Source organism: Pseudomonas putida, from assembly GCF_050989985.1.
Taxonomy (GTDB): Bacteria; Pseudomonadota; Gammaproteobacteria; order Pseudomonadales; family Pseudomonadaceae; genus Aquipseudomonas; species Aquipseudomonas putida_AI.
This window is the reverse complement of the sequence record NZ_CP158815.1, coordinates 93,652-120,146: the sequence shown is the minus strand read 5'-3', so window position 1 is coordinate 120,146 and position 26,495 is coordinate 93,652. Positions and strand designations below refer to the sequence as shown.

Below are 26,495 nucleotides of genomic sequence, written 5' to 3'. Positions count from 1 at the left end.
ACCTTCAGTTTGAACCTGCCAGCGAATGATTCGATGGCAGGTCCAGCCACTTTCAAGATGGAGCATTTCCGCAGATGAGCACCCCCGCCCGCGTCGCCCCCAAGTTCCCCGACAGTATTTTTCGCGCCTACGACATTCGTGGCACCGTCCCGGAATTTCTGAACGCTGAGACGGCTTACTGGCTCGGTCGCGCCATCGGTGCCCAGAGTCTGGCCCAGGACGAGCCCAATGTGTCCGTCGGCCGCGACGGTCGCCTTTCCGGCCCGGAGCTGGTGGAGCAATTGATCCAGGGCCTGGCCGACAGCGGTTGCCATGTCAGCGATGTTGGCCTGGTGCCGACGCCTGCGTTGTACTACGCCGCCAACGTACTGGCCGGCAAGTCCGGCGTGATGCTGACCGGCAGCCACAACCCGTCGAACTACAACGGCTTCAAGATCGTCATCGCTGGTGACACCCTGGCCAACGAACAGATCCAGGCCCTGCACGACCGCCTCAAGAGCAACAACCTGAGCAGCGGCAAAGGCAGCATCACCAAAGTCGAAATTCTCGACGGCTACACCACCACAATCGTTCAGGACATCAAGCTGGCCCGCCGCCTGAAAGTCGTGGTGGACTGCGGCAACGGCGCTGCCGGGGTGATTGCTCCGCAACTGATCGAAGCACTGAACTGCGAAGTCATCCCGCTGTACTGCGAAGTCGACGGCAACTTCCCGAACCACCACCCGGACCCGGGCAAGCCCGAGAACCTCGTCGACCTGATCGCCAAGGTCAAGGAAACCAAAGCTGACATCGGCCTGGCTTTCGACGGCGACGGCGACCGCGTCGGTGTGGTGACCAACACTGGCAGCATTGTCTATCCCGACCGCCTGCTGATGCTGTTCGCCCGCGACGTGGTGGCGCGCAACCCGGGCGCCGAGATCATCTTCGACGTCAAATGCACCCGCCGCCTGACACCGCTGATCAAGGAATACGGTGGCCGGTCGTTAATGTGGAAGACCGGTCATTCGTTGATCAAAAAGAAAATGAAGCAATCCGGCGCCCTGCTGGCCGGCGAAATGAGCGGGCACATCTTCTTCAAGGAGCGCTGGTTCGGTTTCGACGACGGCATTTATAGCGCCGCACGGTTGCTGGAGATCCTCAGCAAGGAAAAATCCACCGCGGAAGAGCTGTTCGCCACCTTCCCGAACGATATTTCTACGCCGGAAATCAATATCCATGTGACCGAAGAGAGCAAATTCAGCATCATTGATGCACTGCATGACGCGCAGTGGGGCGCAGGCGCCGACCTGACCACCATTGACGGCGTGCGAGTCGACTATGCCAAAGGCTGGGGCCTGGTTCGCGCATCCAACACCACTCCGGTGCTGGTACTGCGCTTCGAGGCCGATGACGAGGCAGAACTTTCGCGCATCAAGGACGTCTTCCACGTCCAGTTGAAGCGTGTTGCACCTGATCTCCAACTACCGTTCTGATTCACCCGGAGCCCTGAATGACCCTCGAACGCGAAGCCGCCGCCAACACCGCCAAGGTCCTGTCCGAAGCGCTGCCTTACATTCGCCGTTATGTCGGCAAGACACTGGTGATCAAATACGGCGGCAACGCGATGGAAAGCGAGGAGCTGAAAACCGGCTTCGCCCGCGACATCGTGCTGATGAAGGCCGTCGGCATCAACCCGGTGGTGGTTCACGGTGGCGGTCCGCAAATCGGTGATCTGCTCAAGCGCCTGTCGATCGAGAGCCATTTTGTCGATGGCATGCGCGTCACCGACGCCGCAACCATGGACGTGGTGGAAATGGTCCTCGGCGGCCAGGTCAACAAGGACATCGTCAACCTGATCAACCGTCATGGCGGCAGCGCCATCGGCCTGACCGGTAAAGACGCCGAGCTGATTCGCGCGAAAAAGCTCACCGTCACCCGCCAGACCCCGGAGATGACCCAGCCGGAAATCATCGACATCGGTCACGTCGGCGAAGTGGTCGGGATCAACACCGACCTGCTGAACCTGCTGGTCAAAGGCGATTTCATTCCGGTGATCGCGCCGATCGGCGTTGGCGAAAACGGCGAGTCGTACAACATCAACGCTGACCTGGTCGCCGGTAAAGTGGCCGAGGCGCTGAAAGCCGAGAAGCTGATGCTGCTGACCAACATCGCCGGCCTGATGGACAAGTCGGGCAAGGTCCTGACCGGTCTGAGCACGCAACAGGTCGACGATCTGATCGCCGACGGCACCATCTACGGCGGCATGCTGCCGAAGATCCGTTGCGCGCTGGAAGCGGTTCAGGGTGGCGTGGGCAGCTCGCTTATCATCGACGGTCGCGTGCCGAATGCGATCCTGCTGGAGATCTTCACCGATACCGGCGTGGGCACCCTGATCAGTAATCGCAAGCGTCACTAAGCGATAGCGGATGCAAAAAGACCCCGCTCAGCCTGGCTGAGCGGGGTCTTTTTTTGCCTGCACTCCCCTGTAGGAGCGAGCATGCTCGCGATGGTCGTGAACGATAATGCGGGCTGCCTGACAACCCGCGGTGCCCCGATTTCCATCGCGAGCATGCTCGCTCCTACAGGGGCCGCGTGTGCTAAACGCCGAACTGAGCGCGGTAGGCTTCGACGGCCGGCAAATGCTGCTTGAGCTGTGGATCGTCAGCCAGGAACTCAAGCACCTGGTTCAACGAAACAATGCTGATCACCGGAATGCCGAAGTCGCGCTCCACTTCCTGGATCGCCGACAGCTCGCCGTTGCCACGCTCCTGACGGTTCAGGGCGATCAATACGCCCGCTGCCTTGGCACCATCCTGCGAAGCGATGATCTGCATCACTTCACGGATAGCGGTGCCAGCCGTGATCACGTCGTCGATGATCAGCACGTCGCCGGTCAGCGGAGCACCCACCAGGCTCCCGCCTTCGCCGTGGGCCTTGGCTTCCTTGCGGTTGAAACACCACGGCAAGTCACGGTTGTGATGCTCGGCCAACGCCACGGCGGTGGTCGCCGCCAAGGGAATACCCTTGTAGGCCGGACCGAACAGAACGTCGAAGGGAATGCCGCTTTCGGCAATGGCTGCAGCGTAGAAACGCCCCAGTTGCGCCAGGGCCGAACCCGAGTTGAACAGCCCGGCGTTAAAGAAGTAGGGACTGGTACGCCCGGACTTCAGGGTGAACTCACCGAAGCGCAAAACGCCGCGATCGATGGCAAAACGAATGAAATCGCGCTGATACGCTTGCATGAAAAAAACCCCAAATACCACGGATTTAGCTAATTAGCTTGACGCCGTGTATCATACACGCACGCGATTTTTGGGGCCATTTATGCGGATCATCAGTGTGAACGTCAATGGTATTCAGGCTGCAGTCGAGCGAGGTTTGCTCAGTTGGCTGCAGGCACAGAATGCCGACGTCATCTGCCTGCAGGACACCCGTGCCTCCGCCTTTGAACTGGACGATCCAGCCTTCCAACTGGATGGATACTTCCTTTATGCCTGCGACGCCGAAGTCCCCGCCCAAGGTGGCGTGGCTTTGTACTCGCGGTTGCAGCCGAAGGCTGTCATCAGCGGTCTCGGTTTCGAGACGGCCGACCGCTACGGGCGCTACCTGCAAGCCGATTTCGACAAAGTCAGTATTGCAACCTTGTTGCTTCCATCGGGTATGAACGGCGATGAGGACTTGAACCAGAAGTTCAAGCTCATGGACGACTTCGCCAAGTACCTGGACAAGCAACGGCGCAAACGCCGCGAGTACATTTATTGTGGCTCGCTGTACGTGGCGCAACAGAAGCTCGACATCAAGAACTGGCGCGACAGCCAGCAATCTCCGGGCTTCCTGGCACCTGAACGTGCCTGGATGGACGAAATTGTCGGCAACATGGGCTACGTCGATGCCTTGCGCGAAGTCAGCCGCGAAGGCGACCAGTACAGCTGGTGGCCGGACACCGAGCAGGCCGAAATGCTCAACCTCGGTTGGCGGTTCGACTACCAGATCCTGACGCCGGGCCTGCGCCGCTTCGTACGCAGCGCACGCCTGCCACGTCAGCCACGGTTCTCGCAGCACGCGCCGTTGATCGTGGACTACGACTGGACGCTGACCATTTAAGCGACAGACACAAAAAAGCCGACAGCGATGTCGGCTTTTTTGTGGGTGACGATTGCTCGTTATTTGATCAACCGCCAGGTGAACGGATACCGGTAAGGCAACCCGTCATTGGCCTTCACCCCGGCAATGATCGTCAGCACCAGCGCGCCAATGGCGATCAAGCCAAACAGGAAGAACCCGATGATCACCACCATCAGTAGGAAGCTGATGGCGGAAGCGATAGCCACGGTAATCTGAAAATTCAGCGCTTCCTTGCCCTGGGCATCGATGAACGGGTCCATCTCGCGCTTCATTTGCCACAGGACCAGCGGGCCGATCAAAGTGCCGAACGGAATCCAGATCCCCAGCAAGGCGGACAAGTGACAAAACATCGCCCACTGCCGGACTTCTTTACTCGGGGTGGGAAGCAGTTGTTGCTCGTCACTCATGGCGTCCTCCTTGCCTGTGGCCATCCGATCAGTCAGCCAGTGCAGCCTTTTGCAGATCGAAGATTTCGTTCATGCCTTTTTTCGCCAGTTCCAGCATGGCGTTCAGCTCTTCAGGCTGGAACGGCGCGCCTTCGGCGGTACCCTGAACCTCGATGAAGCCGCCAGTGCTGGTCATCACCACGTTCAGGTCGGTCTCGGCGGCCGAGTCTTCAAGATAGTCGAGGTCGAGTACGGGTTCGCCCTGGTACATGCCGACGGAAACCGCACCGATCATTTGCTTGAGCGGGTCGCCGCCTTTCAGGCCGCCGCGCTTCTTGATCACTTTCAACGCATCGACCAGGGCAACCATGGCACCGGTGATGGACGCGGTACGCGTTCCACCGTCGGCCTGGATCACGTCGCAGTCGACGTACAGGGTAACGTCGCCCAGCTTTGACATATCCAGCGCAGCCCGCAGGGAGCGGCCGATCAGGCGCTGGATTTCCAGGGTACGGCCACCTTGCTTGCCGCGACTCGCTTCACGCTGGTTACGCTCGCCGGTGGCACGCGGCAGCATGCCGTACTCGGCGGTCAACCAGCCCTGGCCCTGGCCCTTGAGGAACCGCGGCACGCCGTTTTCGACGCTGACGGTGCAGATGACCTTGGTATCACCGAACTCGACCAGTACAGATCCCTCGGCGTGTTTGGTGTAGTTGCGGGTAATGCGGATCGAGCGGAGCTGATCGGCAGCGCGACCACTTGGACGTTTCATAAGGGATACCTGTACGGGGACGGAAAACTGCGGAGCATTATAGAGCCGCCAGCCACCCGTGGGCACTTCTAAAAAAATCCTCCGACGAGCAAAGGCTCTGAACAGCCTGTCGCCGACGACCTGCAGCTCTTTGTCACTACCTGTGTTTGGGCGCACCTGCCGCACTGCGCTACAATCCTGCGCCTTTGCTGCCAGTCGGCTTTAATTCATTCATATCGGATCCCCGGAACGCCAGATTCTGGCCGATCTGCATTGCGAGGTGCCTCCATGGTGCACAGCATGACCGCCTTTGCCCGCGTCGAGAAAGCCGGCGTCCAGGGCACCCTGAGCTGGGAGCTGCGCTCGGTCAACAGCCGCTACCTGGAACCCCACGTGCGCCTGCCGGAGTCCTTTCGCGATCTCGAGGGCGCCGTCCGCGAAGCGCTGCGCCAGGGCGTGTCCCGAGGCAAGCTCGAATGCACCCTGCGCTTCACTGAAGAAAATACCGGTAAACCATTGCAAGTGGATCAGGCACGCGCCGCGCAACTCGTCGCAGCTGCCGAGACCGTCGCCAGCCTGATCAAGAATCCGGCAGCGCTGAACCCCCTGGAAGTGCTGGCCTGGCCCGGCGTGCTCGTGGGCGACGCAACCGACCCGCAAGCCTTGAACGCTGAAGCGCTGGCACTCTTCAACCAGGGACTCAAGGAGCTCAAGGCCGGCCGCGAGCGCGAAGGCGCGGAGCTGGCACGGCTGATCGACGATCGCCTGACATCCATCGAAGAAGACGTGGTAACCCTGCGGGAACTGGTTCCGCAGATGCTCGCCACCCAGCGCCAGAAAGTGCTCGACCGTTTCGCCGACATGAAGGCCGAGATGGACCCGCAGCGCCTGGAGCAGGAAATGGTCATGCTCGCGCAAAAAAGCGACGTCGCCGAAGAACTGGACCGCCTGAGCACTCACATCATCGAAGTTCGCCGGGTGCTCAAATCCGGCGGCGCGGCCGGGCGGCGCCTGGACTTCCTGATGCAGGAGCTCAACCGCGAGGCCAACACACTGGGCTCCAAGGCCTTCGATCCGCGCAGCACCCAGGCAGCGGTCAACCTCAAGGTGTTGATCGAGCAGATGCGCGAACAAGTGCAGAATATTGAGTAAGGCATACCTGACATGACCCACAGCACCGGCACCCTGTACATCATTTCCGCCCCCTCCGGCGCGGGCAAAAGCAGCCTGGTCAAGGCCCTGACCGACGCCAATCCGGAGATCCGCGTCTCGATCTCCCACACCACCCGCGCCATGCGCCCCGGTGAAGTGAACGGCGTGAACTATCACTTCGTCGACCGCAGCGAATTCGTGAAGATGATCGAGCACGGGGACTTCCTCGAGCGCGCCGAAGTCTTCGGCAATCTCTACGGCACCTCGCAAAGCCACCTGCAGCAGACACTGGATGAAGGCCATGACCTGATTCTGGAAATCGACTGGCAGGGCGCCGAGCAAGTGCGCAAGCTGATGCCTCAGGCCCGCTCGATCTTCATTCTGCCGCCGTCGTTGCAGGCCTTGCACCAGCGCCTGACCAACCGTGGCCAGGACAGCGACGAGATCATCGATGGCCGGATGCGTGAAGCCGTCAGCGAAATGAGCCACTACGTCGATTACGACTACCTGATCATCAACGACGATTTCGCCCACGCACTGCACGATTTGAAAGCGATTTTCCGTGCCAATCAGCTGCAGCAGAAGCGTCAACAGCAGCGCCACGGCAAATTGCTGGCTGAATTGTTGGGCTGATCCGCTCTTCCCAAAACCGCTGCGAGGGCTTTACATTGGCACTTGCAGCGCGTTGAAGGGCTTGATCAAAAAATCAGCGCTTCCCTAATCGCTGGTGATTTTTTAAACTGTCGAGTCCGCTCGCCCATCCGGGCAGCGCGCATATTGCATTTGCTACGAGGAAGACCATGGCCCGCGTAACCGTTGAAGACTGCCTAGAACACGTGGATAACCGCTTTGAGCTGGTCATGCTCTCTACCAAGCGTGCCCGTCAACTGGCCACCGGCGGCAAAGAGCCGAAAGTAGCATGGGAAAACGACAAGCCTACCGTTGTCGCCCTGCGTGAAATCGCTGAAGGCCTGATCGACTACGCCGCTATCGCCGAAGCCGAAATCGTTGAAGATGAACCGCTTTTTGCTGCATTCGAGGACGAGTCCAACGAGGCCGTCTAAGCCTATGCCTGGTCGACGTAGCACGGCGCGGGATCACAGCTTTTGGCAGGAGACATCATGCCGAGCATAGACGCCCTCGCCGATCGCTTATCGACCTACCTCGGCAAAGACCAGGTCAACCTGGTCCGCCGAGCGTATTTCTACGCCGAACAAGCCCACGACGGTCAACGCCGTCGTAGCGGTGAGGCGTACGTCACGCACCCACTCGCGGTTGCGAATATTCTTGCCGACATGCATATGGACCATCAGAGCCTGATGGCGGCCATGCTGCATGACGTGATCGAAGACACCGGTATCGCCAAGGAAGCGCTGCAAGCGCAGTTCGGTGAAACCGTGGCCGAACTGGTCGACGGGGTCAGCAAACTGACCCAGATGAACTTCGAGACCAAGGCCGAGGCACAAGCCGAAAACTTCCAGAAAATGGCCATGGCCATGGCCCGCGATATTCGCGTGATCCTGGTCAAGCTGGCCGACCGCCTGCACAACATGCGCACACTGGAAGTGCTGTCTGGCGAAAAACGCCGACGCATCGCCAAGGAAACCCTGGAAATCTATGCGCCCATCGCCAACCGGCTGGGCATGCACGCCATCCGCATAGAGTTCGAAGACCTCGGCTTCAAGGCCATGCACCCGATGCGTTCCGCGCGTATCTACCAGGCCGTCAAGCGCGCCCGGGGCAATCGCAAGGAAATCGTCAACAAGATCGAAGAATCCCTCAGCCACTGCCTGGCCGTCGACGGCATCCAGGGCGAGGTCAGCGGTCGCCAGAAACACCTCTACGGCATCTACAAGAAGATGCGCGGCAAGCGTCGGGCCTTCAACGAAATCATGGACGTCTACGCGTTCCGGATCATCGTCGACAAGGTCGATACCTGCTACCGCGTGCTTGGTGCTGTTCATAATTTGTACAAACCGCTGCCGGGTCGCTTCAAGGATTACATCGCGATCCCCAAGGCCAACGGCTATCAGTCGCTGCACACCACGCTGTTCGGCATGCACGGCGTTCCGATCGAGATCCAGATCCGCACCCGCGAAATGGAAGAGATGGCCAACAACGGCATCGCCGCCCACTGGCTGTACAAATCCAGTGGCGACGAGCAGCCAAAAGGCACTCACGCCCGCGCCCGCCAGTGGGTCAAGGGTGTGCTGGAGATGCAGCAACGCGCCGGCAACTCGCTGGAATTCATTGAAAGCGTGAAGATCGACCTGTTCCCGGACGAGGTCTACGTGTTCACGCCCAAAGGCCGAATCATGGAGCTGCCCAAAGGCTCCACGGCGGTCGACTTCGCTTACGCGGTGCACACCGACGTGGGCAACAGCTGCATCGCGTGCCGGATCAATCGTCGTCTCGCACCGCTGTCCGAGCCGCTGCAAAGTGGCTCCACGGTCGAGATCGTCAGCGCTCCGGGCGCACGTCCGAACCCGGCGTGGCTCAATTTCGTGGTGACCGGCAAGGCGCGCACGCACATCCGTCACGCGCTGAAACTGCAACGCCGCTCCGAGTCCATCAGCCTGGGCGAACGCCTGCTGAACAAAGTCCTCAACGGCTTCGACAGCTCGCTGGAAAAAATCCCGGCCGAGCGAATCAAGGCCATTCTCGCCGAATATCGCCTCGAACTGGCTGAAGACCTGCTGGAAGACATTGGCCTGGGCAATCGCATGGCCTATGTCGTGGCGCGCCGGCTGCTCGGCGAAGGCGAACAGCTGCCGAGCCCGGAAGGCCCGCTGGCGATTCGCGGTACCGAAGGCCTGGTGCTCAGTTACGCCAAGTGCTGCACGCCGATCCCGGGCGACCCGATTGTCGGCCATCTGTCCGCCGGCAAGGGCATGGTTGTGCACCTGGACAATTGCCGCAACATCAGTGAAATCCGCCACAACCCGGAAAAATGCATCCAGCTCTCGTGGGCCAAGGATGTCACCGGCGAATTCAATGTCGAACTGCGCGTCGAGCTGGAACACCAGCGCGGCCTGATCGCCCTGCTGGCCAGCAGCGTCAACGCGGCAGACGGTAATATCGAGAAAATCAGCATGGACGAGCGTGATGGTCGCATCAGCGTCGTCCAACTGGTGGTCAGCGTGCACGACCGCGTGCACCTGGCTCGCGTGATCAAGAAACTGCGCGCCCTGACCGGGGTGATTCGCATCACCCGCATGCGTGCGTAGCCATCCATCCATTACAAGGAGTCATACATGACCAAGACTGTTATCACCAGCGACAAGGCCCCGGCCGCCATCGGTACTTACTCCCAGGCGATCAAGGCTGGCAACACCGTTTACATGTCGGGTCAGATTCCTCTGGACCCAAAAACCATGGAATTGGTCGAAGGCTTCGAAGCCCAGACCGTCCAGGTGTTCGAGAACCTCAAGGCCGTGGCTGAAGCTGCCGGTGGCTCGTTCAAGGACATCGTCAAACTGAACATCTTCCTCACCGACCTGAGCCACTTCGCCAAGGTCAATGAGATCATGGGCAAATACTTCGAACAGCCATACCCAGCCCGCGCCGCCATCGGCGTCGCAGCCCTGCCAAAGGGTTCACAGGTTGAAATGGATGCCATCCTGGTCATCGAATAATGTGTCCGGCGCAGCCCCGGGCTGCGCCACCGCTCTGCTGTAAAGTAAAGCTTGAAAGGATTCCACCATGCGCAAAGCGCTTGCTCTCTCGCTGCTCGCCCTGCTTTTGGGCGGTTGTGCCAGCGACCCTGCCGACCGTGATATCAGCGGCACTTGGATCAATCAGGTGGCGATCGATGCAGCCTCCAAGGGCGTTCCCCTGCGCGAAGCGCTCCAGGCCTATGGTCCTAACCTGGAATGGGACGTCAACACCAAGGCCGGTCAGGCCCGCTATACCAATGGTTTTGAGAATGTCGACGGCAAGCTGTCGGGCGAAGAGTCCGGCGCCTGGAAAATCGACTTTTATGGCAGTTCCGGCAGTGAACTGAAGCGCGACGGCAAGCAATTGAGCCAGGCCGCGACTGAAAACGAACCTGCCCAGGTCTTCGATCGCGCGCTGATCCCGGTGCCCGATGGCGCACCGATCGGTGCCAGCTTTGAACGCGCGCTGTACTCGGCCTACATGGGCGGCAGCTGGAAAATCATCAGCGGCCCCGGTGAAGGGGCAACCGTGCAGTTCCTGGCCGACGGCCAGGTGACTGGCCTGCAAGGGGCTGATCGCTATGCGTTGTGCCTGGCCGGTGATTGCGCCTCGATGAGCGGCGGCAACGACAACATGTGGCTGCAACTCAATGGCCAGGGAAACCCATGGATCTTTGCGCGCAAAGGCAAGGAGCTGGAAATTTTCCAGGCCGTGAACACCGCCTTGGCGGATGAGCAGCCGCAGTTCACGCCGGGTGATCGCAAGTGGTTGCTCGAGAAGCAATAACCCGGATCTAACTGCAAAGTAGACCCCATGTGGGAGCGAGCTTGCTCGCGATGGCGGTGTAACAGTCAACGATGATGTTGAATGTTAAGACCTATCGCGAGCAGGCTCGCTCCCACAGTTGTTATGGGGAGAATAGAAGTCAGCAGCGCCCCTCAAGGATCGCCGCATACCCCTCGCGGAAACTCGGATACTTCGGCTCCCACCCCAACGCCTTCGCTCGCGCATTGCTGCAACGCTTGCTCCCGGTGCGACGCACACTGGCGTCCTCCGCCCACTCCGTCACACCCAGGTATTCGCGCAACCAGCCCACCACATCCGCCAGCGCGGCCGGCGCGTCATCGACACCGATATAGACATCATCCAGCGCCACGCCACGTCGATCCGCTTCAAGCAGGCACGCCAACAGGCCGGCGGCGTCGTCGGCATGGATTCGATTGGCATACAACGGCGGATCTACCGCCACGCGATAACCCCGGCGCACCTGGGTCAGCAACCACTCACGCCCCGGACCGTAGATACCGGTCAACCGCACGATGCTGGCCGGGATGTCGCTATCCAGTGCAATCTGCTCGGCTTCCAGCATCACCCGCCCTGAATAGCCGGACGCGACTGCCGGCGACGTCTCGTCGACCCACTCGCCCTGCTGCTGGCCGTAGACGCTGCTGCTGGAAACGAACAACAGCCGATTGGGCACTTGTCCGTAGTCGTCCAGCCACTCCAGTACATGCTGCAAGCCTTGAATGTAAGCGGCGCGGTAGCCCGCCTCATCGTGATCGGTGGCGGCCGCGCAATACACCAGGTAATCCACCGCGCCAATCGGCCAGGTCGCCGGGCAATCCTTGTTGAACAGGTCGCCGGCTACGCCGATCACCCCGTCAGGCAGGCGTGAAACATCGCGCCGCAAGCCATGAACCTCCCAGCCACCGGCCAGCAATTGCGTGGCAAGACGGCTGCCGACATCACCGCAACCGGCGATCAAAACAGAAGGCACGGACATCAGAAAACTCCCCTTGGAAACGGACAGACTAGCGCTGGCACTGGACGAGCGGCTAGCAGTACAGGAAAAAAAGAGACTCTATTACTTTTGTTAACAAGAATTACTTGCAATAATACGCGCCACTTTTGTTCTCGGCCTTACGAGGCCTGGAAGAGCACCATCGTTTTTCTATCTCAGGTCCGGCCAGCATGACACGCAACCAAACCTTCGCTTCGCCAACCAAACGACCTCGCGCCTGGAGCGCCATGGCCGCCCTGCTTCTCAGCCTGATGCTGGCACCGGTTGCCGCTTTCGCTGACGCTCAGGCACCGGCCACGCAGGCCACCGCTGCGGCGCCAGCCGACCATGCCACCCCTGCCGCTCCCGCCGCAACCGACCCGACCCAGGCCGCACCGGCTCAAGAAGCCCTCGGTGAAAACGCGCCTGAAGTCCTCGAAGCCGACAACACCTTGGGCATGGCCCATGACCTGTCGCCGTGGGGCATGTACCAGAATGCCGATGTCGTCGTGAAAACCGTGATGATCGGCCTGGCCATCGCCTCGATCATCACCTGGACCATCTGGATCGCCAAAGGCCTCGAGCTCATGGGCGCCAAGCGTCGCCTGCGCACCGAGATCGTACACCTGAAAAAAGCCGCCACCCTCAAGGAAGCCAGCGCTACCGCCACCAAGCCAGGCACCCTCGCCAATCTGCTGGTGCACGACGCTCTGGAAGAAATGCACCTGTCGGCCAGCGCCCGGGAAAAAGAAGGCATCAAGGAACGCGTCAGCTTCCGTCTTGAGCGCCTGGTAGCAGCCTGCGGTCGCAACATGAGCAGCGGCACCGGCGTGCTCGCCACCATTGGTTCCACCGCGCCGTTCGTCGGTCTGTTCGGTACCGTGTGGGGCATCATGAACAGCTTCATCGGCATCGCCAAAACCCAGACCACCAACCTCGCCGTCGTGGCTCCAGGCATCGCCGAAGCCCTGCTGGCGACCGCGCTGGGCCTGGTCGCAGCGATTCCTGCGGTGGTGATCTACAACGTGTTTGCCCGCTCAATCGCCGGTTACAAGGCGCAGGTGTCCGACGCGTCGGCAGAAGTCCTGCTGCTGGTCAGCCGTGACCTCGATCACCAGCCTGAGCGCAGCTCGCAACCGCACATGGTGAAAGTGGGGTAATCGGCCATGGGCCTGCATTTGAAAGAAGGGGCAGACGACGATCTGTCCGAAAACCACGAAATCAACGTCACGCCGTTCATTGACGTGATGCTGGTGCTGCTGATCATCTTCATGGTGGCGGCACCCTTGGCCACCGTGGACATCAAGGTCGACCTGCCCGCCTCTACCGCCAAACCGGCGCCGCGGCCCGAGAAACCGGTGTTCCTCAGCGTCAAGGCTGACCAGCGCCTGTATCTGGGCGACGACGAAGTGAAGGCCGAAGCACTCGGCGCCACGCTCGACGCCAAGACCCAGGGCAAGAAAGACACGACGATCTTCTTCCAGGCCGATAAAGGCGTGGATTACGGCGACCTGATGAGCGTGATGGACAACCTGCGCTCGGCCGGTTACCTGAAGGTTGGTTTGGTTGGGCTCGAGTCGGCAGTCAAGAAATGATCACAACGCGCCATAAGCTGACGCGTTACAGCGGTAGCCTGGCCATTGTGCTGGGCGTTCACGCGCTGGCCATCGCGCTGGCCGTGAACTGGACCGCCCGCCCGCCCATCGAATTGCCGCCCCAGGCAATGATGGTCGAGCTGGCACCGGTCCCGGCCCCGCCACCGCCTGCACCGCCGAAGGTCGTCACCCCACCGCAGCCACCGGCTCCGGTTGAAGAATTGCCGATCCCGAAACTCGCCGAAGCGCCGAAGGCCGAGATCGCCGTTCCGAAACCGGTCAAGCCAAAGCCCAAGCCGCAACCGCCCAAGCCGGTGGAGAAGAAGCCGGAGCCGCCGAAGGAAAAACCTTCCGAAGCCAAACCGAGCGAAGCGCCACCGACGCCGGCACCGACTGAAAAATCCGCCGCACCTGCGCCGGGTCCTTCAGCTGCTCAAGTCGCCGCCAAGGCCAGTTGGGAAGGCACTCTGCTCGCGCACCTGCAGAAGTACAAGAAGTACCCGGCCAGCGCTCAGGCCCGGGGCAAGGAAGGCATGAACCGCCTGCGTTTCGTAGTGGATGCCGAAGGCAATGTCTTGTCATTCGAGCTGGTGGGCGCCTCAGGCACTGCCGATCTGGACCGGGCCACCCTGGACATGATCCGCCGCGCCCAGCCGCTGCCAAAACCACCGGCACACATGCTTACCAACGGCTCGATTGAGATTGTTGCACCCTTTGTCTACTCGATAGACAAACACCGGCGTTAAACATAAACGCATGACCCGGTAGGAGCTGAGCCTGCTCGCGATGAGGCCATATCATTCAGCATTATCGTTGACTGATCACCGCCATCGCGAGCAAGCTCAGCTCCTACAGAGTTTTGCGGCGTATACAGAATCCCCAAAAGGCACCGAAAGGTGCCTTTTACCTATCTGCCAGCGGCAAACAAGCATTGCCCGGTGTCACCCGACACATACCTTCTGATAACGTGCGTCTATCGATTGCAGCCGGTATGCTTGGCCCGCAACTTCATGGACGCTTGCTATGACTCTTACAGAATTACGCTACATCGTTACCCTCGCCCAAGAGCAGCACTTCGGCCACGCGGCCGAGCGTTGCCACGTCAGCCAACCGACCCTGTCGGTGGGTGTGAAAAAGCTTGAAGACGAACTCGGTGTGCTGATTTTCGAGCGCAGCAAAAGCGCCGTGCGCCTGACCCCGGTCGGCGAAGGCATTGTTGCCCAGGCCCAAAAGGTGCTGGAACAGGCCCAGGGCATTCGCGAACTGGCCCAGGCCGGCAAGAACCAGCTGACCGCACCGCTGAAAGTCGGCGCGATCTATACCGTCGGCCCCTATCTGTTTCCCCACCTGATTCCGCAACTGCACCGGGTCGCCCCACAGATGCCGTTGTATATCGAAGAAAACTTCACCCACGTGCTGCGCGACAAGCTGCGCAACGGCGAACTCGACGCGATCATCATCGCCCTGCCGTTCAACGAAGCCGACGTGTTGACGCTGCAACTCTACGACGAGCCGTTCTATGTCCTGATGCCGGCCCAGCATCCGTGGACCCAGAAGGAATCCATCGACGCCAGCCTGCTCAACGACAAGAGCCTGCTGTTGCTGGGCGAAGGCCACTGCTTCCGCGATCAGGTCCTGGAAGCCTGCCCGACCCTGACCAAGGGCAACGACGGTGCCAAGCACACCACGGTGGAATCCAGCTCGCTGGAGACCATTCGCCACATGGTTGCCTCCGGCCTGGGCGTGTCGATCCTGCCGTTGTCGGCGGTCGACAGTCATCACTATGCCCCTGGCGTGATCGAAGTCCGGCCGCTGTCGGCACCAACGCCCTATCGCACGGTGGCGATCGCCTGGCGCGCCAGCTTCCCGCGCCCCAAGGCCATTGAAATCCTCGCTGACTCCATTCGCCTGTGCTCGGTGGCCAAGCCGTCCGCGCAGGTGGTGGCGGGCTAAGCAAGCGTCATGACCGAGTTGTCGCAAGTGTCGGTGACGGCGCTCAAGGGCGTCGGCGAAGCCATGGCCGAAAAACTGGCCAGGGTCGGCCTGGAGAATCTCCAGGACGTGCTGTTTCACTTGCCCCTGCGTTATCAGGACCGCACCCGCGTGGTGCCGATCGGTGCGCTGCGCCCTGGGCAGGACGCCGTGATCGAAGGCACCGTCAGCGGTGCCGACGTGGTGATGGGCCGTCGCCGCAGCCTGGTGGTGCGCCTGCAGGATGGCACCGGCGGGCTGAGCCTGCGCTTTTACCATTTCAGCAACGCGCAGAAGGAAGGCCTCAAGCGCGGCACTCGGATTCGCTGCTATGGCGAAGCACGACCTGGCGCCTCGGGGCTGGAAATCTACCACCCGGAATATCGCGCCATCTCCGGCGACGAACCGCCGCCCGTGGATGAAACCCTGACCCCGGTATATCCGCTCACCGAAGGCCTGACCCAGCAACGCCTTCGTCAGTTGTGCATGCAGACCCTGACCATGCTCGGCCCCACCAGCCTGCCCGACTGGCTGCCGACCGAACTGGCCCGCGATTACCAATTGGCACCGCTGGCCGATGCGATCCGTTATCTGCACCACCCGCCCGCCGATGCCGATGTCGACGAATTGGCCCTCGGGCATCACTGGGCCCAGCACCGCCTGGCCTTTGAAGAATTGCTCACTCATCAATTGTCCCAGCAACGCCTGCGCGAAAGCATGCGTTCGCTGCGCGCACCGGCCATGCCCAAAGCCACGCAGTTGCCGCCCAAATACCTGGCCAACCTGGGGTTCAACCCCACCGGCGCCCAGCAACGGGTGGGCAATGAAATTGCCTACGACCTGAGTCAGCGCGAGCCCATGCTGCGGCTGATTCAGGGCGACGTCGGCGCGGGTAAAACCGTAGTCGCTGCCCTCGCCGCATTGCAGGCACTGGAAGCTGGCTATCAAGTGGCGCTGATGGCGCCCACCGAGATTCTCGCCGAGCAGCACTTCATCACCTTCAAGCGCTGGCTCGAACCACTGGGCATTGAAGTGGCGTGGCTGGCCGGCAAGCTCAAGGGCAAGAACCGCGCCGCCGCGCTGGAGCAGATCGCTGGCGGCACACCGATGGTGGTGGGCACCCACGCGCTGTTTCAGGACGAGGTGCAATTCAAGAATCTGGCGCTGGTGATCATCGACGAGCAGCACCGCTTCGGCGTGCAGCAGCGGCTGGCTCTGCGCCAGAAAGGTGTCGGCGGACGCATGTGCCCGCACCAGTTGATCATGACGGCCACGCCAATCCCGCGCACGCTGGCCATGAGCGCCTACGCCGACCTCGATACTTCGATCCTCGACGAACTCCCCCCTGGCCGGACCCCGGTCAACACCGTGCTGATCACCGACACCCGCCGCGTCGAAGTCATCGAGCGGGTGCGCAGCGCCTGTGCCGAAGGGCGCCAGGCCTACTGGGTGTGCACACTGATCGAAGAATCGGAAGAGCTGACCTGCCAGGCCGCCGAAAGCACCCATGAAGACCTGACCGCCGCGCTGGGCGAGTTGAAGGTCGGGCTGATCCACGGTCGCATGAAGCCCGCCGAGAAGGCCGCAGTCATGGCCGAATTCAAGGCCGGCAACTTGCAGCTGCTGGTGGCGACCACCGTGATCGAGGTCGGCGTGGACGTGCCCAACGCCAGCCTGATGATCATCGAAAACCCGGAACGCCTGGGGCTGGCGCAGCTGCACCAGTTGCGCGGCCGCGTCGGGCGAGGCAGCGCGATCAGCCATTGCGTACTGCTCTACCATCCACCGCTGTCGCAGATCGGCCGTCAGCGCCTGGGTATCATGCGTGAAACCAACGATGGCTTTGTCATCGCCGAAAAAGACCTCGAACTGCGCGGCCCGGGTGAAATGCTCGGCACGCGGCAGACAGGTCTGCTTCAATTCAAGGTCGCCGACCTGATGCGCGACGCCGACCTGCTGCCCGCGGTACGCGACGCAGCCCAAGCCTTGCTCGAACGCTGGCCGGATCACGTGAGCCCATTACTCGACCGCTGGCTGCGCCACGGGCAGCAATATGGACAAGTGTGAGCACCGTCTCAGTTTCTGGAGGATGGGCATGAGCAAGCTGGTTATACTCCTGCAATTGTTTTAGTACGGATACAGACCATGACCGAAGCTGCCCTTGCACCCGCTACCCCGCACACTCCGTCGGTCATTCGGATGCTGCTGGACAAGCTGGGCATTGCCTATGAAGAAGTGCTCGACCATCACGGATTGAATCCGGCGCGCAAGGTCCAGGCTGTGCTCCTCGACGACGCCGTCGGCTCGCTGATGGTGCTGTTCCCGCAGAGCCAGTTGCTCGACCTCAACCGGTTGACCGAACTCACTGGCCGTCGCCTGACTGCCGTCTCGACCGAGCGCCTGATCAAGATGCTCGGCAAGCACAACCTGAGCCTGCTGCCGGGCATGCCGGCCCTCACCAGCGCCCCGTGCCTGTACGAAGAAAGCCTGCTGCGCGAGCCGAAAGTGCTGGTCAATTCGGGGGAGCCGGAAGTACTGCTGGAGATCTCCAGCGAAGCCTTCAAGTCCATGCTCAACAAGGCCAGCGCCGCCAATTTCGGTGAGCCGCTGAGCAGTATTCGCCCGAACCTGGATCGCCCCGATGATGACCGCGAGGAAATCACCCAGGCGGTTCAGGCGTTCACCGCACGGCGCATTCAGCAACGCCTGGAAGCGACCATCGAAATTCCGCCGCTGGCCGAAACCGCACAGAAGATCATCAAGCTGCGTGTCGACCCCAACGCGACCATCGACGACATCACCGGCGTGGTCGAAACCGACCCGGCGCTCGCAGCCCAAGTGGTGAGCTGGGCCGCGTCGCCGTACTACGCCTCGCCGGGCAAGATCCGCTCGGTGGAAGACGCCATCGTGCGGGTGCTGGGTTTCGACTTGGTGATCAATCTGGCGCTGGGCCTGGCCCTGGGTAAAACCCTGAGCCTGCCCAAGGACCACCCGCAACACAGCACGCCGTACTGGCAGCAATCGATCTACACCGCCGCCGTCATCGAAGGCCTGACCCGCGCCATGCCGCGCACCCAGCGCCCGGAAGCCGGCCTGACCTACCTGGCAGGTCTGCTGCACAACTTCGGTTACCTGCTGCTGGCCCATGTGTTCCCGCCGCACTTCTCGCTGATCTGTCGCCATCTGGAGGTCAACCCACACCTGTGCCACAGCTATATCGAGCAGCACCTGCTGGGTATCAGCCGTGAGCAGATCGGTTCGTGGCTGATGCGTTTCTGGGACATGCCCGAAGAACTGGCCACCGCGCTGCGCTTCCAGCACGACCCTCTTTACGACGGCGCTTTCGCCGAGTACCCGAACCTGGTGTGCCTGTCGGTGCGCCTGCTGCGCAGCCGTGGCATCGGGTCGGGCCCGGACGAGGACATCCCCGACGCCCTGCTGGAACGTCTGGGCCTGAGCCGCGAAAAAGCCAACGACGTGGTCAGCAAAGTCCTCGAAGCCGAGGTGCTGTTGCGCGAACTGGCTTCGCAGTTTTCCCAGAGCTAAAAACAATCGCGAGCAGGCTCGCTCCCACAAGGACCATCTGGAACCTGTAGGAGCGAGCCTGCTCGCGATGAATTCACCCCGGTCTAACTGACTGTCTCAAGCCTTGGGCTTGGCCTTCTTCGGCTTCAAGTACTTGGTCAACCCCTGGAACCAGATCACCAGCGCCGGGTTGCCCTTGATCTGAATCGACTTGTCCTGAATCCCCGTCATGAACGCCAGTTGCTTGTTCTTCGCCTGCATCGTGGCAAAGCCATAGGCCGCGTCCTTGAAGGCAATGGCAAACGCAGGCTCGGCATACACCCCGCCCTTGCTGGTGATGCGCTGATCCTTCACCCGGAAATGTCGTGCCACCTTCCCGTCCAGGGTCTGCAATTGGAACACCAGCTCCTTGTCACCCAACTGCTGCTGAAACGCAGGATTGGTGCGACTCGCCTTGCCCATCAACAAACCCAGCATCCACAGCAGAAAACGAAATTTCATGCGCAAGCCTCAAGAGAAAAATGAACGGCCGGCGCATTGTAGCGAGCGAAGGCAATAAAGCCACTATCGCGTTTACTTAGCGGAAGATGGACTGCTTTTTGACGCTGATGACTACCAAGTCACGAATTTACACCTAAGCATTCCTACACTCGCGTAGGAATACATCCATCGGTTCAATTCCTGCTCAGTACAAAACGCCCTGCAACACCTCATAGACGATCCCGGTGCCGACCGCGATCAGAACGATATCGCTGCCCGCACGTCGCCACTCATAGCCCTGGTAATACGGCAGCCGGCTCAAGGCGCGATTATCCAGGCGTTCGCCGTAGTAACCATGAGGCAAGGGTTGACCCCGGACCACGTAGATACCGGGCGGTGGAGGTGCGCCGCGCACGAAGTAGTCGCGGTGATCGTGAATGGTCTGACGGACCGGTCCGAAGTCCCGTGGCGGTGGCCCGCCGCGATGATGGTCCTGCCCATCTCGGTGATCGTCATCGTGGTGTTCGTAATGGCCCTGCGGGCCGCCGTGGTCGTGATCGTCGCGTTGATCGGCACTGGCGTGCAGCAACGGGGTCGCACTGAGCATCAGCACGCCCAGGCTGGCAATCAGACGTTTCGGCATTTTCATTCGGACTTTCCTCGCAACACTTACAGCAAAAAGGGCTTCAGAACGTAGTCCTGAAGCCCTCGGTCTTGCTGCTTAGTCTGTGTCTGGAGGCTCTAATTCCTCTGTATCAGGAACTTTACTCTCAGCTGACACGGGCCTTACGTACGCCGTCGGCCAGTGCCGAGCACAGGCTCAGAACACCGTCCACCGCCTGCTCTGGAGTGGCTGCGTTGGCGATCTGGTCGATCAGCGCAGAACCCACCACCACACCATCGGCCAGACGCGCGATGTTCGCCGCTTGCTCCGGTGTACGGATCCCGAAACCGATGCTGATCGGCAGATCGGTATGGCGACGCAGACGAGCCACCGCCTCTTCGACGTGCTCCAGCGTCGCCGCGCCAGCACCGGTCACACCGGCCACGGACACGTAGTAAACAAAGCCGGAACTGCCGTTGAGCACGGTTGGCAGACGCACGTCGTCAGTGGTCGGGGTGGTCAGGCGGATGAAGTCCAGACCGGCAGCCTGGGCCGGGTCGCACAGCTCGCCGTTATGCTCGGGCGGCATGTCGACCACGATCAGGCCATCGACACCGGCTTCCTTCGCTTCGGCAATGAAACGTGGCACGCCGTACTTGTGGATCGGGTTGAAGTAACCCATCAGCACCAGCGGCGTTTCGTTGTTGTCCTTGCGGAACTCACGAACCATCTGCAGGGTTTTCGCCAGATTCTGCTTGGCACCCAGGGCACGGATGTTGGCGAGCTGGATCGCCGGGCCATCGGCCATCGGATCGGTAAAGGGCATGCCCAGTTCGATGACGTCGGCGCCAGCGGCGGGCAGGCCCTTGAGGATTGCCAGGGAAGTGTCGTAGCCCGGGTCGCCAGCGGTGACGAAGGTCACCAGGGCGGCGCGGTTCTGTTCCTTGAGTTCGGCAAAACGCGTTTGCAGGCGGCTCATCAGTGTTTCTCCTGCTGGGACTGTTCCATATGGTGCATTACGGTCTGCATGTCTTTATCACCACGACCGGACAGGTTGACCACCATCAGGTGATCCTTCGGCAGAGCTGGGGCACGCTTGAACACTTCGGCCAGGGCGTGGGCGCTTTCCAGCGCAGGGATGATCCCTTCCAGGCGGCAGCACTGGTGGAAGGCGGCGAGCGCTTCGTCGTCCGTCACCGAGGTGTACTGAACGCGGCCGATGTCATGCAACCAGGCGTGTTCCGGGCCGATGCCCGGGTAGTCCAGGCCTGCGGAGATCGAGTGGGCGTCGATGATTTGGCCATCTTCGTCCTGCAACAGGAAGGTGCGGTTACCGTGCAGCACGCCCGGAACACCGCCGTTGAGGCTCGCCGCGTGCTTGCCGGTTTCGATGCCGTAGCCGGCCGCTTCAACGCCGATGATCTCGACGCTCTTGTCGTCGAGGAACGGGTGGAACAGGCCCATGGCGTTGGAACCACCGCCGATGCACGCCACCAGGCTGTCCGGCAGGCGACCTTCCTGGGCTTGCAGCTGGTCGCGGGTTTCCTTGCCGATGACGGCCTGGAAGTCGCGGACCATTGCAGGATACGGGTGCGGACCGGCCACGGTGCCGATCAGGTAGAAAGTGTTGTCGACGTTGGTCACCCAGTCGCGCAGGGCTTCGTTCATCGCATCCTTCAGGGTGCCGGTGCCGGCAACCACCGGGATCACTTCAGCGCCCAAAAGCTTCATGCGGAACACGTTGGCCTGCTGGCGCTCGATGTCAGTGGTGCCCATGTAGATCACGCACTGCAGACCGAAACGCGCAGCCACGGTTGCAGTGGCCACGCCGTGCATGCCGGCGCCAGTCTCGGCGATGATGCGTTTCTTGCCCATGCGCCGCGCCAGCAGGATCTGGCCGATGCAGTTGTTGATCTTGTGCGCGCCGGTGTGGTTCAGCTCTTCGCGCTTGAGGTAGATCTTCGCGCCGCCGCAGAACTCGGTCAGGCGTTCAGCGAAATAGAGCGGGCTCGGACGACCGACATAGTCGCGCTGGAAGTAGGCCAATTCTTCCTTGAATGCAGGATCTTCCTTGGCCGCTTCGTATTCGCGGGCCAGGTCGAGAATCAGCGGCATCAGGGTTTCAGCGACGTAACGGCCGCCGAACGCGCCGAACAGGCCGTTGGCATCTGGGCCGTTGCGCAGATTAGTCTGGGTCATGGGGCGCTCCAGTTGAATGCGTGAAATGCAGCTTTTGAAGAGAGAGTGGGCTTCACTCTACCCCTGACGCTGCACGGTGAAAACCGATAAGATCGCTGCAACCTGTCAGGAAAACTCACAGATCCCATGAGCCATGAACTGCCACCGCTGAACGCCTTGCGCGCCTTCGAAGCCACTGCCCGATTGAACAGCGTCAGTCAGGCCGCCGAACAGCTGCACGTTACCCATGGGGCAGTGAGCCGGCAATTGAAGGTGCTGGAAGAACACCTCGGAGTGAGCCTGTTCACCAAGGAGGGTCGCGGCCTCAAACTCACAGATGCCGGCATGCGCCTGCGGGATGCCAGCGCCGAAGCCTTCGAGCGCCTGCGCGCGGCATGCGCCGACATTTCCCGCAGCACCGCCGATGCGCCCTTCGTGCTGGGCTGTTCGGGCAGCCTGCTGGCCCGCTGGTTCATTCCGCGCCTGGGCCGACTGAACGCTGACCTGCCGGATTTGCGCCTGCATCTGTCCGCCGGAGAAGGCGATCTCGATCCCCGGCGTCCGGGGCTGGATGCCTTGCTGGTGTTCGCCGAGCCACCCTGGCCGGCGGACATGCAGGTGTTCGAACTGGCCAGCGAACGCATCGGCCCGGTGATGAGTCCCCGGTTCGTCGGCTACGACAGGCTCAAAACCGCGCCGCCGACCGCCCTGCTCGGTGAATCATTGCTGCACACCACTTCGCGCCCGCAAGCCTGGCCAAGCTGGGCACAGCAAAGCGGCCTTGATGCCAAGGCGTTGAAGTACGGTCAGGGTTTCGAGCATTTGTATTACTTGCTGGAGGCAGCCGTGGCCGGACTGGGCGTGGCAATCGCCCCCGAGCCGCTGGTGACAGAGGACTTGAAGGCCGGTCGACTGGTGGCGCCCTGGGGTTTCAGCGAAACCCCGGCGCAATTGGCGCTGTGGTTGCCCAAGCGCGCCGCGGACGGACGCGCCCGGCAACTGGCGCAGTGGCTCAAGAACGAGCTGCGCCAGACGGATTAGTTACCGCGTCTGCACATCAGGTAAGCCGCCAGCAGGCCCAGCGCACCGACGGCAACACCCGCCGTCGTCCAAGGATGCTCCTGGGCGTAGTCCCGGGTGGCAATTCCGGTTTCCCGGGTCTTCACTTTGACTTCTTCATAAGCATCCGAGAGCAGGTGGCGCGAATGCCTCAGCGCGTTCTCGGCGTTGCCTTTGAGTACCTTGAGGGTTCTACGCGACTCGTCCGAGGCGTCGTCCTTCAGGCTTTCCAGGGACTTGAGCAGACTCTCGATCTCCGCTTCCATGCTTTGCAATGAGGCTTTGCGTAACGAGCTGTTGGCCATGGTGGCTCTCCTGCATTGTTGATGAGTGGCGTGTGTTGGTTGGGACTTCGGGGGTTCGAGAAAGTGCAGTAAATGTGAACTTGCCTGTGGGACTGACCGACAGAAGTAAGTCAGAAAATCACTGCTAGGCTGTATTTCACACCCTAAGGAGAACGCCATGTCTGACCATCACACCTACAAGAAAGTCGAGCTGGTTGGTTCGTCCACCAGCAGCATTGAAGACGCGATCAACAATGCACTGGCCGAAGCCAGCAAAAGCCTCAAGTACATGGAATGGTTTGAAGTGACCGAGACTCGCGGACATATCAAGGACGGCAAGGCGGCGCATTTCCAGGTGACACTCAAGGTCGGGTTCCGGATTGCCAGCAGCTGATGCTGGTCTAGTCTTCTGAACTTGCGCGGTGGCCGAGTGCCGTAGGGAATGGCGAAGCGCTAGATGAGCAAATCCGGCCGAAGGATGGATGCTCCCTTTTGATCCGACCAGAGAATGCCACTGATGAAGAAGTTTATTTTGGCGATAGGTTTGTTAAGCCTGGCGGGCACTGCCTTGGCTGAGGGCAAGTCCTGCGAAGAACTCAAAGCCGAGATTGCCGCAAAGCTCGATGCCAAGGGCGTTTCCAATTATTCGCTGGAAATTGTCGACAAAGGCGCCGGAGCTGGCGGAAAAGTCGTCGGTACCTGTGAGAAAGGCACCAAGGAAATCGTCTACAAACACTAGTTCACAATCTCCTGTAGGAGCGAGCTCGCTCGCGATGGTCGCCAACGATAACGCTGGAGGCCTGACACCCCGCGAGGGTCTCAGGCTCATCGCGAGCAGGCTCGCTCCCACAGTGATGAGTCGTGCAAAACCTCAGCCTTTCATGACCTGCGCCAACAGCTCGTAGGAATGCAGGCGATCAGCGTGTTCATACAGGTCGCAGGTGAAAATCAGCTCATCGGCCTGGGTCTGCTCGATCAGCACTTCAAGCTTGGCGCGGATTTTCTGCGGGCTGCCGATCATCGCCAGGCCCAGGAAATCCATGACCGCCTCTCTCTCATGGGGCAACCACAGGCCGTTCATGGTTTCCACCGGTGGACGCTGCACCAGGCTCTGGCCGCGCATCAGGGCGAGGATGCGCTGGAACACCGAGGTCGCCAGGTAGTCGGCCCGCTCATCGGTATCGGCGGCCACCAATGGCACACCAAGCATCACGTAAGGCTTGTCCAGAACCGCTGAAGGCTTGAAGTGATTGCGGTAGACGCGAATCGCTTCATGCATATAGCGCGGTGCGAAATGCGAGGCAAAGGCGTAGGGCAAGCCGCGCTCGCCCGCCAGTTGCGCACTGAACAGGCTCGAGCCCAGCAGCCAGATCGGAACGTTGGTATTGGTCCCCGGCATCGCGATGACACGCTGCTCCGGCGTACGCGGGCCAAGGTAGCGCACCAGCTCGGCCACATCCTCCGGGAAGTCGTCAGCGCTGCCGGAGCGCTCGCGGCGCAATGCACGGGCGGTCAGCTGATCGGAACCCGGCGCACGGCCCAGGCCCAGGTCGATACGCCCCGGATAAAGGCTTTCAAGCGTGCCGAATTGTTCAGCGATGACTAGTGGCGCGTGGTTGGGCAGCATCACCCCGCCCGACCCCACGCGAATCGTCGACGTGCCGCCAGCCAGATACCCCAACAACACCGATGTCGCAGAACTGGCGATGCCATCCATGTTGTGGTGTTCGGCGACCCAGAACCGGTTGTAGCCGAATTTCTCGACGTGTTGCGCCAGGTCCAGCGAATTGCGCAGCGACTGTGCCGCGCTGCCGTTTTCTCTCACGGGCACCAGGTCGAGGGTCGAGAACTTGATGTCGGACAGTCGTTTCATAAACCTGCTTCTCCAATTGAGGGCGCAGGTTTTTTCTTGCGAACGAAAACCTGCCGAATCCAAAAGCGTGTTTCATGCAATGTGGGCATATACCCGAGTTTCAATAGCACAGGGAAAATTTCCTACCAAAGAAGTAGGTCAATCGGATCAAGTGAACTTTGCGCCACGGTCTATCCTCAGAAACCTGTAACCGACAACCACACGGGCGCAACACTTTGCGCCGGAACCCGAGGAGACAGGCATGGCTATCATCAAGAAGGCATCGGCGCATTGGGCCGGTGATCTGAAAACCGGCATCGGCTCGATTTCCACCGAAACCGGCGTGCTCAGGGAAGCGCCCTACGGCTTCAAGGCACGATTCGAAGGCGGCAAGGGCACCAATCCGGAAGAACTGATCGGCGCGGCCCACGCCGGGTGCTTCTCCATGGCCTTCTCCATGATCCTTGGCGAGGCAGGCCTCAAGGCCGACAGTATCGATACCAACGCCGAAGTCACCCTCGACCAGGTGGAAGGCGGCTTTGCGATCACCGCGGTAAAACTGATCCTCAAGGCGAAGATCCCCGGCGCCAGCCAGGCACAGTTCGATGAGTTGAGCAAAAAAGCCAAGGAAGGCTGCCCGGTGTCCAAGGTGCTGAATGCGAAAATCAGCCTGGAAGCGACTTTGCTCAGTTAAGCGTTGAAATGAACAGATCGCAGCCTTCGGCAGCTCCTACATGGAAACGCGATCCCACGTAGGAACTGCTGCCTGCTGCGATCTTTTTTTGCGTTGAGGCAAAACAGCGTTTACAAATTTGTTGTCGAATAAGTGACAGCAGCCAAAACGCAAAACCCTGCGTGCTGCTTCAAGGGAGCTGCAACCATGAAACGTTTTGCCTTGACGGTTATCTGCTGCGCACTGGCTACCTCGGCCATGGCGGCTCCGAAACCCTGCGAAGAACTCAAGGCCGAAATCGAAGCAAAGATCCAGGCCCGTGGGGTCACGTCCTACACCCTGGAGATTGTCACCAACAGTGAAGTACACGATCAGAACATGGTCGTGGGGTCGTGCGAAAACGGCACCAAGAAAATCATCTACCAGAAAAACGACCGCTGACTG

At 60.8% G+C, this 26,495-nt stretch carries 29 protein-coding genes and 1 pseudogene; 20 read left to right on the top strand and 10 right to left on the bottom strand.

The window, feature by feature from the left end:
* Positions 1–68: 68 nt before the first annotated feature.
* Together ABTV29_RS00595 and argB are read left to right on the top strand one after the other, a co-directional pair.
* Positions 69–1,472: pseudogene (locus ABTV29_RS00595) on the top strand (phosphomannomutase/phosphoglucomutase); the annotation flags it as partial.
* Positions 1,473–1,489: 17 nt separating this feature from the next.
* Positions 1,490–2,395, top strand: coding sequence for an acetylglutamate kinase (gene argB / locus ABTV29_RS00590; RefSeq protein ID WP_110965528.1), 906 nt, complete (start codon positions 1,490–1,492; stop codon positions 2,393–2,395).
* 181 nt (positions 2,396–2,576) lie between these two features.
* Here the strand turns inward: argB and pyrE are convergent, their stop codons facing one another.
* A complete protein-coding gene (gene pyrE, locus ABTV29_RS00585) occupies positions 2,577–3,221 on the bottom strand; it encodes an orotate phosphoribosyltransferase (protein WP_011336558.1) in 645 nt (214 codons plus the stop codon).
* A gap of 82 nt (positions 3,222–3,303) precedes the next feature.
* On the opposite strand from pyrE, the gene ABTV29_RS00580 reads away from it, so the two are divergent.
* Positions 3,304–4,083 (top strand): exodeoxyribonuclease III, encoded by a 780-nt coding sequence (locus tag ABTV29_RS00580; RefSeq protein WP_110965529.1) that lies wholly within the window; start codon positions 3,304–3,306, stop codon positions 4,081–4,083.
* Between the two features lie 59 nt (positions 4,084–4,142).
* On the opposite strand, the gene ABTV29_RS00575 is transcribed toward ABTV29_RS00580, so the two are convergent.
* The gene (locus ABTV29_RS00575; protein ID WP_433768342.1) at positions 4,143–4,511 is read right to left on the bottom strand and encodes a DUF4870 domain-containing protein; all 369 of its coding nucleotides are present in this window, start codon (positions 4,509–4,511) and stop codon (positions 4,143–4,145) included.
* Between the two features lie 28 nt (positions 4,512–4,539).
* Positions 4,540–5,262 (bottom strand): ribonuclease PH, encoded by a 723-nt coding sequence (gene rph / locus ABTV29_RS00570; protein WP_047535109.1) that lies wholly within the window; start codon positions 5,260–5,262, stop codon positions 4,540–4,542.
* Between the two features lie 267 nt (positions 5,263–5,529).
* Here rph and ABTV29_RS00565 point away from each other — a divergent pair, with 267 nt between their 5' ends.
* The 6 genes from ABTV29_RS00565 to ABTV29_RS00540 all read left to right on the top strand — a co-directional run bounded on the left by ABTV29_RS00565 (position 5,530) and on the right by ABTV29_RS00540 (position 10,836).
* Positions 5,530–6,393 (top strand): YicC/YloC family endoribonuclease, encoded by an 864-nt coding sequence (locus ABTV29_RS00565; protein WP_433768341.1) that lies wholly within the window; start codon positions 5,530–5,532, stop codon positions 6,391–6,393.
* 12 nt (positions 6,394–6,405) lie between these two features.
* Complete coding sequence (gene gmk / locus ABTV29_RS00560; RefSeq protein WP_077046302.1) at positions 6,406–7,026, top strand: guanylate kinase; 621 nt, start codon at positions 6,406–6,408, stop codon at positions 7,024–7,026.
* Positions 7,027–7,193: 167 nt separating this feature from the next.
* Positions 7,194–7,457 carry a DNA-directed RNA polymerase subunit omega gene (rpoZ, locus tag ABTV29_RS00555; protein WP_007921129.1) on the top strand — a complete coding sequence of 88 codons (264 nt, stop codon included), beginning with the start codon at positions 7,194–7,196 and terminating at the stop codon, positions 7,455–7,457.
* A gap of 57 nt (positions 7,458–7,514) precedes the next feature.
* Entirely contained in the window at positions 7,515–9,620 is a 2,106-nt protein-coding gene (gene spoT / locus ABTV29_RS00550; protein WP_433768340.1) for a bifunctional GTP diphosphokinase/guanosine-3',5'-bis pyrophosphate 3'-pyrophosphohydrolase, read from the top strand.
* Between the two features lie 27 nt (positions 9,621–9,647).
* Positions 9,648–10,028 (top strand): RidA family protein, encoded by a 381-nt coding sequence (locus tag ABTV29_RS00545; RefSeq protein ID WP_110965535.1) that lies wholly within the window; start codon positions 9,648–9,650, stop codon positions 10,026–10,028.
* Positions 10,029–10,095: 67 nt separating this feature from the next.
* Complete coding sequence (locus ABTV29_RS00540) at positions 10,096–10,836, top strand: hypothetical protein (protein WP_433768339.1); 741 nt, start codon at positions 10,096–10,098, stop codon at positions 10,834–10,836.
* 139 nt (positions 10,837–10,975) lie between these two features.
* On the opposite strand, the gene ABTV29_RS00535 is transcribed toward ABTV29_RS00540, so the two are convergent.
* On the bottom strand, positions 10,976–11,833 hold the full coding sequence (locus tag ABTV29_RS00535) for an SDR family oxidoreductase (protein ID WP_433768338.1): 858 nt from the start codon (positions 11,831–11,833) through the stop codon (positions 10,976–10,978).
* A 188-nt stretch (positions 11,834–12,021) separates the two neighbouring features.
* Between ABTV29_RS00535 and exbB the strand changes: the two genes are divergently transcribed.
* The 6 genes from exbB (at position 12,022) to ABTV29_RS00505 (ending at position 18,942) form a co-directional block, all read left to right on the top strand.
* On the top strand, positions 12,022–12,990 hold the full coding sequence (gene exbB, locus ABTV29_RS00530; protein ID WP_433768337.1) for a tonB-system energizer ExbB: 969 nt from the start codon (positions 12,022–12,024) through the stop codon (positions 12,988–12,990).
* Positions 12,991–12,996: 6 nt separating this feature from the next.
* Positions 12,997–13,425 (top strand): TonB system transport protein ExbD, encoded by a 429-nt coding sequence (gene exbD / locus ABTV29_RS00525; protein WP_175375798.1) that lies wholly within the window; start codon positions 12,997–12,999, stop codon positions 13,423–13,425.
* Positions 13,422–14,171, top strand: a complete 750-nt coding sequence (locus tag ABTV29_RS00520) for an energy transducer TonB family protein (protein WP_433768336.1) — start codon at positions 13,422–13,424, stop codon at positions 14,169–14,171. The genes exbD and ABTV29_RS00520 overlap by 4 nt, the downstream gene beginning before the upstream one ends.
* Positions 14,172–14,448: 277 nt before the next feature.
* Positions 14,449–15,378: a hydrogen peroxide-inducible genes activator gene (locus ABTV29_RS00515; protein ID WP_175387272.1), complete on the top strand. Its 930-nt coding sequence runs from the start codon at positions 14,449–14,451 to the stop codon at positions 15,376–15,378.
* Positions 15,379–15,387: 9 nt separating this feature from the next.
* Positions 15,388–17,463 carry an ATP-dependent DNA helicase RecG gene (recG, locus tag ABTV29_RS00510; protein ID WP_433768335.1) on the top strand — a complete coding sequence of 692 codons (2,076 nt, stop codon included), beginning with the start codon at positions 15,388–15,390 and terminating at the stop codon, positions 17,461–17,463.
* A 78-nt stretch (positions 17,464–17,541) separates the two neighbouring features.
* The gene (locus tag ABTV29_RS00505; protein WP_433768334.1) at positions 17,542–18,942 is read left to right on the top strand and encodes an HDOD domain-containing protein; all 1,401 of its coding nucleotides are present in this window, start codon (positions 17,542–17,544) and stop codon (positions 18,940–18,942) included.
* A gap of 96 nt (positions 18,943–19,038) precedes the next feature.
* On the opposite strand, the gene ABTV29_RS00500 is transcribed toward ABTV29_RS00505, so the two are convergent.
* The 4 genes from ABTV29_RS00500 to trpB form a co-directional block, all read right to left on the bottom strand.
* Positions 19,039–19,422 carry a helicase gene (locus ABTV29_RS00500; protein WP_433768333.1) on the bottom strand — a complete coding sequence of 128 codons (384 nt, stop codon included), beginning with the start codon at positions 19,420–19,422 and terminating at the stop codon, positions 19,039–19,041.
* Between the two features lie 184 nt (positions 19,423–19,606).
* Complete coding sequence (locus ABTV29_RS00495) at positions 19,607–20,050, bottom strand: anti-virulence regulator CigR family protein (RefSeq protein ID WP_433768332.1); 444 nt, start codon at positions 20,048–20,050, stop codon at positions 19,607–19,609.
* Positions 20,051–20,171: 121 nt separating this feature from the next.
* Complete coding sequence (gene trpA, locus ABTV29_RS00490; protein ID WP_433768331.1) at positions 20,172–20,984, bottom strand: tryptophan synthase subunit alpha; 813 nt, start codon at positions 20,982–20,984, stop codon at positions 20,172–20,174.
* The gene (gene trpB, locus ABTV29_RS00485) at positions 20,984–22,204 is read right to left on the bottom strand and encodes a tryptophan synthase subunit beta (protein ID WP_433768330.1); all 1,221 of its coding nucleotides are present in this window, start codon (positions 22,202–22,204) and stop codon (positions 20,984–20,986) included. The genes trpA and trpB overlap by 1 nt, the downstream gene beginning before the upstream one ends.
* Before the next feature lie 126 nt (positions 22,205–22,330).
* Between trpB and ABTV29_RS00480 the strand changes: the two genes are divergently transcribed.
* A complete protein-coding gene (locus ABTV29_RS00480) occupies positions 22,331–23,224 on the top strand; it encodes a LysR family transcriptional regulator (RefSeq protein ID WP_433768329.1) in 894 nt (297 codons plus the stop codon).
* Here ABTV29_RS00480 and ABTV29_RS00475 read toward each other — a convergent pair.
* Complete coding sequence (locus tag ABTV29_RS00475) at positions 23,221–23,547, bottom strand: DUF883 family protein (protein WP_433768328.1); 327 nt, start codon at positions 23,545–23,547, stop codon at positions 23,221–23,223. The genes ABTV29_RS00480 and ABTV29_RS00475 overlap by 4 nt on opposite strands.
* Positions 23,548–23,704: 157 nt before the next feature.
* On the opposite strand from ABTV29_RS00475, the gene ABTV29_RS00470 reads away from it, so the two are divergent.
* Both ABTV29_RS00470 and ABTV29_RS00465 read left to right on the top strand, forming a co-directional pair.
* The gene (locus tag ABTV29_RS00470; RefSeq protein ID WP_090327193.1) at positions 23,705–23,920 is read left to right on the top strand and encodes a dodecin; all 216 of its coding nucleotides are present in this window, start codon (positions 23,705–23,707) and stop codon (positions 23,918–23,920) included.
* A gap of 123 nt (positions 23,921–24,043) precedes the next feature.
* On the top strand, positions 24,044–24,265 hold the full coding sequence (locus ABTV29_RS00465; RefSeq protein ID WP_433768327.1) for a DUF1161 domain-containing protein: 222 nt from the start codon (positions 24,044–24,046) through the stop codon (positions 24,263–24,265).
* 132 nt (positions 24,266–24,397) lie between these two features.
* On the opposite strand, the gene ABTV29_RS00460 is transcribed toward ABTV29_RS00465, so the two are convergent.
* The gene (locus ABTV29_RS00460) at positions 24,398–25,399 is read right to left on the bottom strand and encodes an LLM class flavin-dependent oxidoreductase (protein ID WP_433768326.1); all 1,002 of its coding nucleotides are present in this window, start codon (positions 25,397–25,399) and stop codon (positions 24,398–24,400) included.
* Positions 25,400–25,640: 241 nt separating this feature from the next.
* Here ABTV29_RS00460 and ABTV29_RS00455 point away from each other — a divergent pair, with 241 nt between their 5' ends.
* Together ABTV29_RS00455 and ABTV29_RS00450 are read left to right on the top strand one after the other, a co-directional pair.
* Positions 25,641–26,072 carry an OsmC family protein gene (locus tag ABTV29_RS00455; protein ID WP_433768325.1) on the top strand — a complete coding sequence of 144 codons (432 nt, stop codon included), beginning with the start codon at positions 25,641–25,643 and terminating at the stop codon, positions 26,070–26,072.
* 186 nt (positions 26,073–26,258) lie between these two features.
* Positions 26,259–26,492, top strand: a complete 234-nt coding sequence (locus ABTV29_RS00450) for a DUF1161 domain-containing protein (protein ID WP_433768324.1) — start codon at positions 26,259–26,261, stop codon at positions 26,490–26,492.
* Positions 26,493–26,495 lie beyond the last annotated feature (3 nt).